We start from the raw sequence: 12,842 nt of genomic DNA on the forward strand, positions 1-12,842 counted from the left end.
GTTTCCGACGCTCAGATCGAGCCGAATTTGAGCCGCGTGAGTTGCTCGGCTTCGTTTGCGAGCAGCCGTGCGGCGTCGCGAATCGCCGTATCGAGCGTGATCGGGCCCGGCGCGGGCGAGAAGCAGCCGCTGAAGAATTCGGAGAGCCGCGGCAGCGCGGCCGAATCGACCGCGCCCGAGAGCAGCGACGCCGGCACGCCCTGATCGCGTGCGTGCTTGCAGGCGATGAAGGGCGCCTTGCCGTGCAGCGTCTGGACGTCCGAGCGGCCCTCGCCCGTGATCAGCCAGTTCGCGCCTTCGAGCGCGGCATCGAGGCCGATTTCGCGCGCGACTACTTCCGCGCCCGTCTCGAAGCGCGCGCCGAGCATGTGCAGCGCGAAGCCGAGTCCGCCCGCCGCGCCCGCGCCGGGTTCGTTGCGCTTCACGACGCCCATCGCGGGTTCGAGGAGATCGGCGAAATGGGCGAGGGCGGCGTCGATCGTCGCCACTTGTTCGGGCGTCACGCCTTTCTGCGGACCGAAAATCGCGGTCGCGCCGTGGTCGCCGGTGAGCGGATTATCGACATCCGACATGCCGACGAACTCCGCATCCTTCACACGCGGATCGAGTCCCGACGCATCGATGCGCGCGATCTGCGCGAGCGCCGACGGCACCGGATCGAGGGCCTGGCCGGCCGCATCGAAGAGTTTGAGCCCGAGGCCCACGAGCAGGCCCGCGCCGCCGTCGTTCGTGCTGCTGCCGCCGAGCGCGATGTAGAACTTGCGCGCGCCGGAATCGAGCAGCGCACGAATCGCCTCGCCCATGCCGAGCGTGCTGCGCTCGGTGACCGGCACGGCCATGCCATCCGGATCGGTGATGCCGACGACTTCCGCCGTCTCGATGATCGCGCCGCCATCGTCGAGCAGGCCGGTCGCGGCATCGCGGCGCGCGGCGGCCGCGCCGCGCACGTTGAGCATGCGGCGCCCGCCGCCCGCCGAGAGCATCGCGTCGAGCGTGCCTTCGCCGCCATCGGCCATCGGGCGGATGCGGATGTCGGCATCGGGCCGTGCGCGCCTGATGCCTTCCGCGATGGCGTTCGCGACACCTTCCGCGGAAAGCGAGCCCTTGAAGGAATCGGGAGCGATGACAACTACGGGAGCGGCAGACATGGCGTTAGGCATGGTGTCTCAAATGTTCTGGTGTGAAAGGACCGTTGAAAAACCGCGGCGTGCCTCAATTTATTCGCTTGTTGCATGCGCTCCATGCCTTGCAGCAATGGATTGCACGGCGAGGGCGTTCGTCGCGTGAATCATGCGCCGGCAAGCTTATCAGCGCGCGTTGCGCCGCAAAATAGCCGCGCGCGGATAGCCGGAATTGTGCGCGTACGAGCGCGTCCGAAAAACGCGGACTTACGCCGAAATCTGGCTGCGAAACGGGCACTTTTCGACGCAAATCGCGCCGAAACGGCGTGTTGCCAAATTAGTCGGCGGGGCCGCCCCGAATAGTTTGCTAAAATACCCGGCTCTGTTGACTGACACTGTGTCGGGCGACGTTCCGGCACTCCCGCGAGACGCGTTTTAGCGCGCGTCTTTCGGCGCCAGGCGTCGATTACGGCCGGCTCACGCAGAGCCCGCATCCGGACCCGCGCCTTTAGAACCGCGGAAGAACCGAACACCGAATTTTACGATTTAATCTAGGACGATTTCAGCCATGGCTAACGTAGTTGAGAACCTCGGCAAGCTCGAACGCCGCGTGACGATTTCCCTGCCGAAAGACACGGTGCAGAAGGAAGTGGATTCGCGCATCCGCCAGTTGGCCAAGAACGTGCGCATGCCGGGCTTCCGCCCGGGCAAGGTGCCGCTCAAGATGGTGACGCAGCAGTACGGCGGCCAGGTCGAGGCAGAAGTGCTGAGCGACAAGGTCGGCAAGGAATTCTTCGACGTCACGCGCGCGGAAAACCTGCGTGTTGCGGGCCAGCCGAGCTTCGCGCCGAAGTCGGAAGTCGCAGCTGACGCCTACGCGTTTGACGCGACCTTCGAGGTCTACCCCGAAGTGAAACTGGGCGATGTGGCGAACGCTGAAATCGAACGCACGGTCACCACCATCTCCGAAGCTGAAGTCGATCGCACGCTGGACATCCTGCGCAAGCAGCGCGTGCACTTTCACGCGCGCGGCGAAGCGGGCGAGCACGGCGACGGCGGCCCGAGCACCGCAGCGGCCGACGGCGACCGCGTGACGCTCGACTTCGTCGGCAAGATCGACGGCGTCGCGTTCGAAGGCGGCAGCGCACAGGACTTCGCATTCGTGCTGGGCGAAGGCCGCATGCTCCCCGAATTCGAGCAGGCCGCGACGGGCCTGAAGGTCGGCGAAACGCGCGAGTTCGATCTCAAGTTCCCTGAGGACTACCACGGCAAGGACGTCGCGGGCAAGACGGCGCAGTTCACGATCACGGTCAAGAAAATCGAGTGGCCGCATCTGCCGGAAATCAACGCGGATTTCGCGAAATCGCTCGGCATCGAAGACGGCGATCTCACGAAGATGCGCACCGAGATCAAGGACAACCTGGAGCGTGAAGCGAAGCGCCGCACGCAGCAGATCGTGAAAAACCAGGTCATGGACGCGCTCCTGAAGATCTCCGAACTGGACGTGCCGAAGGCGCTGATCGAGCAGGATCAGCAGCGTCTCGTCGAAATGGCGCGCCAGGACCTGCAGCAACGCGGCGTGCCGAACGCCGCCGACGCGCCGATTCCGGCTGAAATGTTCGCCGAGCAGGCCGAGCGCCGCGTGAAGCTGGGCCTCGTGCTGGCCGAGCTGGTGAAGGCCAACGAACTGCAGGCGAAGCCCGAACAGATCCGCGCTGAAGTGGACGAATTCGCCAAGAGCTACGAAGACCCGAAGGAAGTCGTCCGCTGGTATTATTCGAACCAGCAGCGCCTCGCCGAGATGGAAGCGTACGTCGTGGAAAGCAACGTCGTCGATTTCGTCCTGGGCAAGGCCAAGGTGACCGACAAGGAAGTCAGCTTCGAGGAACTGGCCAGCGCAACGGCGCAAGCCTGACGCGTTGAGCAAGGGGCGTGCGGAGTCGTCGGACTGACGGCCCGCACGCCTTTTTTGCATTAAAGTTGGGCGTTTGCATGCCGTTCTAGTGGATGTTCCTTTGTCGTTCAGTATCCCTATTCCGAACAAGGAAATTGCATGACCTTTCGCGCTGAATTGCTCGATACGTTGGCGTCCCACGCACCGCGGGACTTCGAAGCCCAGGCGCTCGGCCTCGTTCCGATGGTCGTGGAAACGAGCGGCCGCGGCGAGCGAGCCTATGACATTTATTCGCGTCTCCTCAAGGAGCGCGTGGTGTTTCTCGTCGGCGAGGTGAATGACCAGTCGGCGAACCTCGTCGTCGCGCAACTGCTGTTTCTCGAAAGCGAGAACCCGGACAAGGACATCAGCCTGTACATCAACAGCCCTGGCGGTTCCGTTTCGGCCGGCATGGCGATCTACGACACCATGCAGTTCGTGAAGCCCGATGTTTCCACGCTGTGCATGGGTCTCGCCGCGAGCATGGGCGCGTTCCTGCTGGCAGCGGGCGCGAAGGGCAAGCGCGTCGCGCTGCCGAACGCGCGCGTGATGATTCACCAGCCGCTCGGCGGCGCGCGCGGTCAGGCATCGGACATCGAAATTCAGGCGCGGGAAATCCTGTACCTGAAGGAGCGGTTGAATCAGTTGCTGTCGCATCACACGGGGCAGCCGGTCGAGCGCATTGCGCGCGACACGGATCGCGACAACTTCATGTCGGGCGACGACGCACAAGCTTACGGCCTCGTCGACCAGGTGCTTCACAAGCGTCCCTGAAGGCGTCCGGAGCGGCGCCGCGCCGGTGCTCGGAGACGGATACCGGCCAGCAATGCGAAGTCGCGCATGCGGCGCAACGCCAAAACGCGCTTCGTTCGACCTCCAGGTGCGAATCTGCGTCGTCGAATCGAAGGGCGTATCATGTAACAAGAGTGTCCGGAGGCTTACACATTTATGGCGGACAAAAAAGGTTCCAGCAGCGAAAAGCTGCTGTATTGCTCGTTCTGCGGAAAAAGCCAGCATGAGGTGAAGAAGCTCATTGCTGGGCCGTCGGTGTTCATCTGTGATGAATGTATCGATCTGTGCAACGAGATCATTCGCGACGAGGCAGCGGGTGCGGCGGAGGAGGCCGGGCTGACCAGGTCCGACCTGCCGAGCCCGCAGGAAATCAGCGATATCCTCAATCAGTACGTCATTGGCCAGGAACGCGCGAAGAAAATTCTCGCGGTGGCCGTGTACAACCATTACAAGCGGCTCAAGCATCTCGACAAGAAAGACGAGATCGAGCTGTCGAAGAGCAATATTCTCTTGATCGGGCCGACCGGCTCGGGCAAGACGCTGCTCGCGCAGACGCTCGCGCGCATGCTGAACGTGCCGTTCGTGATCGCGGATGCAACGACGCTGACCGAAGCCGGCTATGTCGGCGAGGACGTCGAGAATATCATTCAGAAGCTGCTGCAAAACTGCAACTACGAAGTCGACAAGGCGCAGCGCGGAATCGTTTACATCGACGAGATCGACAAGATCAGCCGCAAGTCTGACAACCCGTCCATCACGCGCGACGTGTCGGGCGAGGGCGTGCAGCAGGCTTTGCTCAAGCTCGTCGAAGGCACGATGGCATCGGTGCCGCCGCAAGGCGGACGCAAGCACCCGAATCAGGATTTCATCCAGGTCGATACAACCAACATCCTGTTCATCTGCGGCGGCGCGTTCGACGGACTCGAAAAGGTCATCACGGATCGCACCGAGAAGACTGGGATCGGTTTCGGCGCAAGCGTGAAGAGCAAGCAGGATCGCGATGCGGGCGAAGTGCTGCGTGAAGTCGAGCCTGAGGATTTGATCAAGTTCGGTCTGATTCCGGAGCTGATCGGCCGTCTGCCCGTCGTGGCGACGCTCGGCAAGCTCGACGAAGCCGCGCTCGTGAAGATCCTGATCGAGCCCAAGAACGCGCTCGTGAAGCAGTATCACAAGCTCTTCGCGATGGAACGCGTGGAACTGGAAATCCGTCCGGCTGCGCTGCAGGCCATCGCGCAGAAGGCGATTCGCCGCAAGACCGGCGCGCGCGGCCTGCGTTCGATTCTGGAACAGGCGTTGCTCGACGTGATGTACGAACTGCCGACCATGAAGGGCGTTTCGAAGGTGATCGTCGACGACAACACGATCGACGGCGACGGCAAGCCGCTCCTCATCTACGAAGACGCACCGAAAGTAGCAGGATCGAACTGAAGCAGGCTGTGTGTCGGCGAAAGGCCGTTCATGGCGACGTGAACGGCCTTTTATTTTTTTCGGTTTATCTTGTGGACGTTACTGACGCGATCTTTGACTAACGACTTTTCCCTTCCGATAAAGGCTTGCAATAGCTCTGAACGGCCTTACTTACGATTGAATTGATTCCATTAATGGGGAAATGAAATGTCAGGAACCCAACTCCTCCCGCAGGAACGCATTACGCTGCCGTTGCTCCCGCTGCGCGACGTAGTCGTTTTCCCGCATATGGTGATTCCGCTCTTCGTCGGGCGGCCCAAGTCGATCAAGGCCCTCGAAGCCGCGATGGAAGGCGGCAAGCACATCATGCTCGTCGCCCAGAAAACGGCGGCGAAAGATGAGCCGACCGAAAAGGACATGTACGAAGTAGGGTGTGTCGCCAACATCCTGCAAATGCTGAAGCTGCCTGACGGCACCGTAAAAGTGCTCGTCGAAGGGCTGCAGCGCGCGAAGACGCTCTCGATCGAAGAGCAGGAAACGCAGTTTTCATGCGATGTGATGCCGCTCGAGCCGGATCACGCTGACAGCGCTGAAACCGAAGCGCTGCGCCGCGCGATTGTTTCCCAGTTCGATCAGTACGTGAAGCTCAACAAGAAGATTCCGCCGGAGATCCTGACGTCGCTGTCGGGTATCGACGAAGCGGGTCGTCTTGCCGACACCATCGCCGCGCATCTGCCGCTCAAGCTCGATCAGAAGCAGCACATCCTCGAGATGTTCCCTGTGATCGAGCGCCTGGAGCATTTGCTCGCCCAGCTCGAAGCCGAAATCGACATCCTTCAGGTCGAGAAGCGCATTCGTGGGCGTGTGAAGCGCCAGATGGAAAAGAGCCAGCGCGAGTACTACCTGAACGAACAGGTCAAGGCCATCCAGAAGGAACTGGGCGAAGGCGAAGAGGGCGCGGACCTCGAAGAACTCGAGAAACGCATCACCGCCGCGCGCATGCCGAAGGAAGCCAAGAAGAAGGCCGATGCCGAGCTGAAGAAGCTGAAGCTCATGTCGCCGATGTCCGCGGAAGCGACCGTCGTGCGCAATTACATCGACACGCTGATCGGCCTGCCGTGGCGCAAGAAGAGCAAGGTCAACAACGACCTCTCGAACGCCGAGCGCGTGCTGGATGAAGACCACTTCGGCCTCGAGAAAGTGAAGGAACGCATTCTGGAGTACCTCGCGGTTCAACAACGCGTCGAGAAGGTGAAGGCGCCGATCCTGTGCCTCGTCGGGCCTCCCGGCGTCGGCAAGACCTCGCTCGGCCAGTCGATCGCGCGTGCGACGAACCGCAAGTTCGTGCGCATGGCGTTGGGCGGCGTGCATGACGAGTCCGAGATTCGCGGTCACCGTCGTACGTATATCGGCTCGATGCCCGGCAAGATCCTGCAAAGCCTCGCGAAGGTAGGCGTACGCAATCCGCTCTTCCTGCTCGACGAAGTCGACAAGATGGGCATGGATTTCCGCGGCGATCCTGCCTCTGCGTTGCTCGAAGTGCTCGACCCGGAACAGAACCACACGTTCGCGGACCACTACATCGAAGTGGACTTCGACCTGTCGGACGTAATGTTCGTGGCGACGTCGAACTCGCTGAACATTCCGCCGCCGCTGCTCGACCGGATGGAAGTCATCCGCCTGTCGGGTTACACGGAAGACGAGAAGGTCAGCATCGCGACGCGTTACCTGCTGCCGAAGCAGAAGCGCAACAACGGGCTGAAGGACGGCGAAATCGACGTCACGGAACAAGCCATCCGCGACATCATTCGTTACTACACGCGTGAAGCGGGCGTACGTTCGCTCGAGCGTGAAGTGTCGAAGATTTGCCGCAAGGTCGTGAAGATGTTGCTGCTGAAGAAGGCCGAAGGCGCCGTGAAGGTCGATGGCTCCAACCTCGACACCTTCCTCGGCGTGCGCAAGTACGACTTCGGTCTGGCCGCGAAGGACAACCAGATCGGTCAGGTAACGGGCCTTGCATGGACGGAAGTCGGCGGCGATCTGCTGACGATCGAAGCAGCGGTGATGCCCGGCAAGGGCGGCGTGATCCGCACGGGTTCGCTCGGCGACGTCATGAAGGAATCCGTCGAAGCGGCGCGTTCGGTGGTTCGCTCGCGTTCGCGTCGTCTCGGCATCACGGATGAGTCGTTCGAGAAGAAGGACATTCACATCCACGTGCCGGAAGGCGCGACGCCGAAGGACGGTCCGTCCGCCGGTATCGCGATGACCACGGCCCTGGTGTCGGTGTTGACGGGCATTCCGGTTCGCGCCGATGTTGCGATGACGGGCGAAATCACGTTGCGCGGCGAAGTGCTGCCGATCGGCGGGTTGAAGGAAAAGCTGCTGGCGGCGCATCGCGGCGGCATCAAGCTCGTGCTGATCCCCGAGGAGAACACGAAGGATCTGGCCGAGATTCCCGACAACGTGAAGAACGCCATCGAGATCGTGCCGGTTCGCTGGATCGATCGCGTGCTGGAACTGGCGCTCGAACGTACGCCGGAGTCGTTGCCTGAAGACGAAGCGAAGGCGACGCCGGTCGCGGCCGAACAGCAGAAGGACGCGCCTGCACCGGGCGAGGTCGTGAAGCACTGAGCGCTTCCTGCAACACGGTTCATCGCCGTGTCGTGTGATCGAAGCTAAAACCCGCGGGTGTATGCCCGCGGGTTTTTCTTTGCGCGCGCGGCTTTACCGAGGAGCTCTTCTAAAACGCCTCGAACCCGCACCGAATAAGGCTCAACCCTCGTTGACACGCTGCTTTCGGCTAAGTTAAATGAGCGCCGCATCCAATCATATCGAGATGCCATTCGCATCGATGCTGGACCAGATCGATTAAAACGTGCCAATACTGATTCGGGGATCACAATGAACAAGACGGAACTGATCGACCATATCGCGCAGCAAGCCGATATCTCCAAGGCCGCCGCCGGCCGAGCGCTCGAAGCGGTGATCGGCGGCGTAAGCGCGACGCTGAAGAAGGGCGGCACCGTGACGCTCGTCGGCTTCGGCACGTTCGCCGTCGGTAAGCGCACTGCGCGCACGGGCCGCAATCCGCGCACGGGCGACGCGATCAAGATCAAGGCCGCGAAGGTTCCGAAATTTCGCCCTGGCAAAGCGCTGAAGGATGCGCTAAACTAGCGGACTCGCTGGATGCGGCGCTTCTCAAAACGAAGCGTTAAGTTTAACGAGGCGCAAACCGAGTGAATTTGCGGACCGGGTGCTTAGCTCAGTTGGTAGAGCGGCGCCCTTACAAGGCGTAGGTCGGGAGTTCGAGCCTCTCAGCACCCACCAGGTCTCAGTTCATTGCGCGCTACCCAGGAGCGGTAGTTCAGTTGGTTAGAATACCGGCCTGTCACGCCGGGGGTCGCGGGTTCGAGTCCCGTCCGCTCCGCCAGAATCAAACAAAAAAGTCCTGCAAGCTGCATTGCTTGCAGGACTTTTTTGTTTTACGTGCGCTCGCGCTGTCGTTAAGAATACTAATGATTGCGTCAAAGAAGCACGGTTCCGAGCACTTGGATGCGCCGCCCAGGGCGGCATCCTGGGGCGCGACACCTTTAATTACAAGGATCAGCACGACAATTTCGCCTTGGGCAACGCAAATCCCACCCGCCTTTCGCCTTTTCCCCGCCCACTGTTGTAATATCGAGCGTTTTGTTATAACCACGCAGCGTTACGCATGCTCGACTTCTTCCGTAATCACCAGCGCCTGATGATGGCTCTGCTAATCCTGATCGTCGTGCCCGGTCTGGGCATGGTCGGGATTCAGGGCTTCAGCAACTATTTCGACGAGAGTTCCTACGTCGCCAGCGTGAATGGCCACAAGATCACGCGCGCCGAGTTCGACAGCGCCTTCCGTCAGCAAGTGGACCGCGCCCGCTCGATGCTCGGCGCACAGTTCGACGCCAAGATGTTCGACACGCCCGAGGCACGCGCCGCGATGGTCGACAGTCTCGTGCAGCAACGCGCGATGGCCGACGAAACGCAGCGTCTGCATCTGACCGCGTCGGATGACGCCGTGCGTCGCGCGCTGCTTTCCGATCCGGTGATTTCGTCGCTGAAGAAGCCCGACGGCAGCATCGACCTCGATCGCTACAAGCAACTGCTCGCGATGCAGGGCATGACGCCCGCGCAGTACGACGAGCGCATGCGCTACACGATCGCGACCGAGCAGATTCCGGGCAGCATCCAGGCGACTTCGTTCACGTCGAAGTCGCTCGCACAGAGCCTGACGGAACTTGCAGAGCAGAAGCGCTCGGTGCAAGGCCTGTCGCTGCGCACGGCCGATTACACCGCGAAGATCCAGCCGACCGACGCGCAGCTCACGGCATACTACGACGCGCATCGCAACGACTTCGCGACGCCCGAGACGGCCACGATCCAGTATCTCCTGCTGTCGCCGTCGACGGTCGCGGCGGCATCGAAGCCGAGCGACGCCGATCTCAAGAAGTATTACGACGAGAACATCCAGCGCTATCGGACGGAAGCGGAAGTGCGCGCGAGCCACATTCTCGTGAACGCGCCGAAGGACGCGAGCGCGGCCGACAAGGCGAAGGCGAAGCAGAAAGCCGAAGAACTGCTCGCGCAAGTCAAGGCTCATCCCGACCAGTTCGCGCAGATCGCGCAGAAGAACTCGGACGATCCTGGCTCGGCGAGCAAGGGCGGCGATCTCGGCTACTTCGCGCATGGGCAGATCGCGGGCGGCAAGGCATTCGACGATGCCGCATTCGGCCTGAAGAAGGGCGAGGTGAGCAATATCGTCGAATCGGATTTCGGCTATCACATCATCCAGGCGACCGACGTTAAGCCATCGGTCACAAGACCGTTCGATGAAGTGAAGGACTCGCTCGCGAAGGACTATGCGGCCCAGCAAGGCACGAAGGGCTTCGCGGAAGACGCGCAGGGCTTCACCGACCTCGTCTACGAGAAGGCGAAGTCGCTGCAACCCGCCGCGGACAAATACAAGCTCACGATCCAGACGGCGACGGTCGGCCCGAAGCCGAATCCGCAATTGCCACAGGACAATCCGCTCAACAATCCGAAGTTCCTCACGGCCGTCTTCGCGCCGGACGCGGTGAAGGATCGCAACAACACGCAGGCCATCGACGTCGGCAACAACACGCTGATTGCCGCGCGCGTGACCGACTACAAGGCGTCTTCCGTCCCGGCGTTCGACGTCGTAAAGGACGACGTCCGCAAGAAGGTGGTCGCGGAACTGGCCGCTGCGATGGCAAAGAAGGACGGCGAAGCGAAGCTGGCGGACCTGCAGAAGTCGAAGTCGGCCGATGGCTTCACGTCGCCGGTCACGGTCTTGCGTAACGACGCGCAAGGCTTGCCGCCCGCCGCGCTGAGCGCGATCTTCAAGGTGGACGCATCGAAACTTCCGGCTTATGTCGGCGTGGATCTCGGCGCGGACGGCTACGCGATTTATCGCGTGAACGGGATCGAAAAGGGTGCGCCGGTCGCAGCCGATCGCCTCGCGGGCGCGCAGCAGCAGGTCGCGCAGGTCTATGCGCAGGCCGACATGGAGGCGTACATCAACGCGTTGAAGGCGCGCTCGAAGGTCAAGCTGAGCCAGGCGCCCCCGCCGTCGTCGTCAAACTGATCGATACTGGCTTCATAAAAAAAGCCCCGCTTCCGAAAGAATGCGGGGCTTTTTTGTTCGGCTATGCCGCCATGAGGCAGCAAGCAGCCGTCCGAGCTTCGCTTACAGGCAAGCCTGGATATCGCCGGTTGCCTGACTGCCGGCAGCGCCCGAGGCGCGGAAACCGACCCACGTGCCCGAACCCGACCATGCCGGGCGGACAATGGCCGCCGCGCCGGTCGGCGGTTGCTGGCCGGGCACGTACACGTCGACGGCCTGATCGTTCGCGAGCGTGTTCTGCGACACGACCTGCTGCTGCGACGAGTCCGCCCATTTCTGGGCGACGCATTGCGCGACGACCTTCGGCGCTTTCTGGCTCGTGCCGACTTGCTGCACACCGGCGGGCGGCTGAGCAGCACAGGCCGAAATCGCAACGGTCAGGGCGAGAAGAGGGATAAATTTCACGTGACCTCCTTGTAGAGTCGCTCACGACGAGCGGGGTTATAAGAGTTACGCGAAAGTCTCAGATATCTGAATCTTGGCCATGCTCCGCGTCGGTTGCTGAAGCTGTCGCGTCCGGCGTCTTCGTTAATGCGACGCACTGGCGCCCAGCAAGGGTTTCAAGGTTGGCCAGACGTTATCCAACAGCAAAGGCTGGGCCTGCACGGTCGGATGAATCTGGTCGGCCTGGAACATGGCAGGCTTGTCAGCGATGCCGGCAAGCAGAAACGGCACGAGCGGCACGTTCTTGTCCTTCGCGATACTCTCGTAGACCGCGTGGAACTTTTGCGTGTAGTCGGGGCCGTAATTGGGTGGAACGTACATGCCGATGAGTAAAACCTTCGCATGCGCGGCCTGCGATGCCTCGACGATGCTGCGCAGATTCGTCTCCGTCGTCGCGAGCGGCACGCCACGCAACGCGTCGTTCGCGCCGAGTTCGACGATTACGACAGCCGGCTTGATGCGCGACAGCACCGCGGTCAGACGCGCGCGCCCGCCGCTTGTGGTGTCGCCGCTGATGCTCGAATTGGCGACGCTATAATCGAAACGCTCCTTCGCCAGCTTCTCGCGCAGCAGATTCACCCAGCCAGTGTCGCGCGGCAGACCGTATTCGGCCGACAGACTATCGCCCAGCACGACGATTGCGGGCTTCGGTTGCGATGCCGCCTGCGCGTCTGCCGCGTGCGCGGTCGCACAACATGCCGCCATCAGCGCGGCGGTCGCAAAGCCGCGCAAGTTCTTTTTCAGGGTGTCCATGCAAAACAATATCGAGCCGGTCATCGAAGTTCGGGGATTAAGCAAGCGAGTGAAGGACGCAACGGGCGAGCTCACGATTCTCGATCAGGTCGATCTGTCGATTGCGAAGGGTAGCAGCGTCGCGATCGTCGGAGCATCGGGCTCGGGCAAGTCGACATTGCTCGGCTTGCTCGCCGGATTGGACAGCGCGAGCGAGGGCTCGGTTCGTCTGCTTGGCAAGGAGTTGGCCACGTTGAACGAAGACGAGCGCGCCGCGCTCAGAAGCGGCGCGGTCGGCTTCGTGTTCCAGTCGTTCCAGTTGATGCCGCATCTGACCGCGCTCGAGAACGTCATGCTGCCCCTCGAGCTGCGCGCTCAGACTCCGCACAGCGAAATCGCAGCGCGCGCCCGTTCGCTGCTCGATCAGGTCGGGCTGTCGCAACGCACCGGCCATTATCCGAAGCTGCTTTCCGGCGGCGAACAGCAGCGCGTCGCGCTCGCGCGCGCGTTCGTCACGCATCCTGTCGTGCTCTTCGCCGACGAACCCACCGGCAGCCTCGACGCCGCAACCGGCTGCGCAATCATCGACCTGATGTTCGAGATGAATCGGCGCAACGGCGCGACGCTCGTGCTGGTTACGCACGATCAGGAACTCGCCGAGCGTTGCGATGCCACGGTGACGATCGAAGCGGGGCGCCTCGTCAACGGTCTCGGCGTGTAAAAAAGCCCGCAACGC

Annotated in this window: 10 protein-coding genes and 2 tRNA genes; 9 read left to right on the forward strand and 3 right to left on the reverse strand. The window is 61.9% G+C overall.

What is annotated here, in order from left to right; genetic code table 11:
* Positions 1-11: 11 nt before the first annotated feature.
* A complete protein-coding gene (locus tag NCT32_RS06800) occupies positions 12-1,160 on the reverse strand; it encodes a glycerate kinase (RefSeq protein ID WP_250490011.1) in 1,149 nt (382 codons plus the stop codon).
* A gap of 529 nt (positions 1,161-1,689) precedes the next feature.
* Between NCT32_RS06800 and tig the strand changes: the two genes are divergently transcribed.
* The 8 genes from tig to NCT32_RS06840 all read left to right on the forward strand — a co-directional run bounded on the left by tig (position 1,690) and on the right by NCT32_RS06840 (position 10,891).
* Positions 1,690-3,036 (forward strand): trigger factor, encoded by a 1,347-nt coding sequence (gene tig, locus NCT32_RS06805; protein ID WP_061117375.1) that lies wholly within the window; start codon positions 1,690-1,692, stop codon positions 3,034-3,036.
* Positions 3,037-3,174: 138 nt separating this feature from the next.
* Positions 3,175-3,828, forward strand: coding sequence for an ATP-dependent Clp endopeptidase proteolytic subunit ClpP (gene clpP, locus NCT32_RS06810; protein WP_008349755.1), 654 nt, complete (start codon positions 3,175-3,177; stop codon positions 3,826-3,828).
* A 174-nt stretch (positions 3,829-4,002) separates the two neighbouring features.
* A complete protein-coding gene (clpX, locus tag NCT32_RS06815; RefSeq protein WP_035498697.1) occupies positions 4,003-5,274 on the forward strand; it encodes an ATP-dependent Clp protease ATP-binding subunit ClpX in 1,272 nt (423 codons plus the stop codon).
* A gap of 186 nt (positions 5,275-5,460) precedes the next feature.
* A complete protein-coding gene (lon, locus tag NCT32_RS06820) occupies positions 5,461-7,884 on the forward strand; it encodes an endopeptidase La (RefSeq protein WP_061117374.1) in 2,424 nt (807 codons plus the stop codon).
* A 216-nt stretch (positions 7,885-8,100) separates the two neighbouring features.
* Positions 8,101-8,427: an HU family DNA-binding protein gene (locus NCT32_RS06825; protein ID WP_311394663.1), complete on the forward strand. Its 327-nt coding sequence runs from the start codon at positions 8,101-8,103 to the stop codon at positions 8,425-8,427.
* A gap of 77 nt (positions 8,428-8,504) precedes the next feature.
* Positions 8,505-8,580, forward strand: a tRNA-Val gene (locus tag NCT32_RS06830).
* A 26-nt stretch (positions 8,581-8,606) separates the two neighbouring features.
* Positions 8,607-8,683, forward strand: a tRNA-Asp gene (locus NCT32_RS06835).
* 282 nt (positions 8,684-8,965) lie between these two features.
* A complete protein-coding gene (locus tag NCT32_RS06840; protein ID WP_061117373.1) occupies positions 8,966-10,891 on the forward strand; it encodes a SurA N-terminal domain-containing protein in 1,926 nt (641 codons plus the stop codon).
* A gap of 102 nt (positions 10,892-10,993) precedes the next feature.
* Here the strand turns inward: NCT32_RS06840 and NCT32_RS06845 are convergent, their stop codons facing one another.
* Entirely contained in the window at positions 10,994-11,335 is a 342-nt protein-coding gene (locus tag NCT32_RS06845; RefSeq protein WP_061117372.1) for a hypothetical protein, read from the reverse strand.
* Between the two features lie 123 nt (positions 11,336-11,458).
* Positions 11,459-12,127 (reverse strand): arylesterase, encoded by a 669-nt coding sequence (locus tag NCT32_RS06850; protein WP_284508492.1) that lies wholly within the window; start codon positions 12,125-12,127, stop codon positions 11,459-11,461.
* On the opposite strand from NCT32_RS06850, the gene NCT32_RS06855 reads away from it, so the two are divergent.
* Positions 12,012-12,827: an ABC transporter ATP-binding protein gene (locus NCT32_RS06855; protein WP_409241524.1), complete on the forward strand. Its 816-nt coding sequence runs from the start codon at positions 12,012-12,014 to the stop codon at positions 12,825-12,827. The genes NCT32_RS06850 and NCT32_RS06855 overlap by 116 nt on opposite strands.
* The last annotated feature ends 15 nt before the right edge of the window (positions 12,828-12,842 follow it).

It is taken from the genome of Caballeronia sp. INML2 (genome assembly GCF_023631365.1).
In the GTDB taxonomy this organism is placed as follows: domain Bacteria; phylum Pseudomonadota; class Gammaproteobacteria; order Burkholderiales; family Burkholderiaceae; genus Caballeronia; species Caballeronia turbans.

What these genes read in the sequence shown, in the direction of transcription:
- NCT32_RS06800 (WP_250490011.1), bottom strand. Translation starts at nt 1,160, where the DNA reads ATGCCTAACGCCATGTCTGCCGCTCCCGTAGTTGTCATCGCTCCCGAT.
- tig (WP_061117375.1), top strand. Translation starts at nt 1,690, where the DNA reads ATGGCTAACGTAGTTGAGAACCTCGGCAAGCTCGAACGCCGCGTGACG.
- clpP (WP_008349755.1), top strand. Translation starts at nt 3,175, where the DNA reads ATGACCTTTCGCGCTGAATTGCTCGATACGTTGGCGTCCCACGCACCG.
- clpX (WP_035498697.1), top strand. Translation starts at nt 4,003, where the DNA reads ATGGCGGACAAAAAAGGTTCCAGCAGCGAAAAGCTGCTGTATTGCTCG.
- lon (WP_061117374.1), top strand. Translation starts at nt 5,461, where the DNA reads ATGTCAGGAACCCAACTCCTCCCGCAGGAACGCATTACGCTGCCGTTG.
- NCT32_RS06840 (WP_061117373.1), top strand. Translation starts at nt 8,966, where the DNA reads ATGCTCGACTTCTTCCGTAATCACCAGCGCCTGATGATGGCTCTGCTA.
- NCT32_RS06850 (WP_284508492.1), bottom strand. Translation starts at nt 12,127, where the DNA reads ATGGACACCCTGAAAAAGAACTTGCGCGGCTTTGCGACCGCCGCGCTG.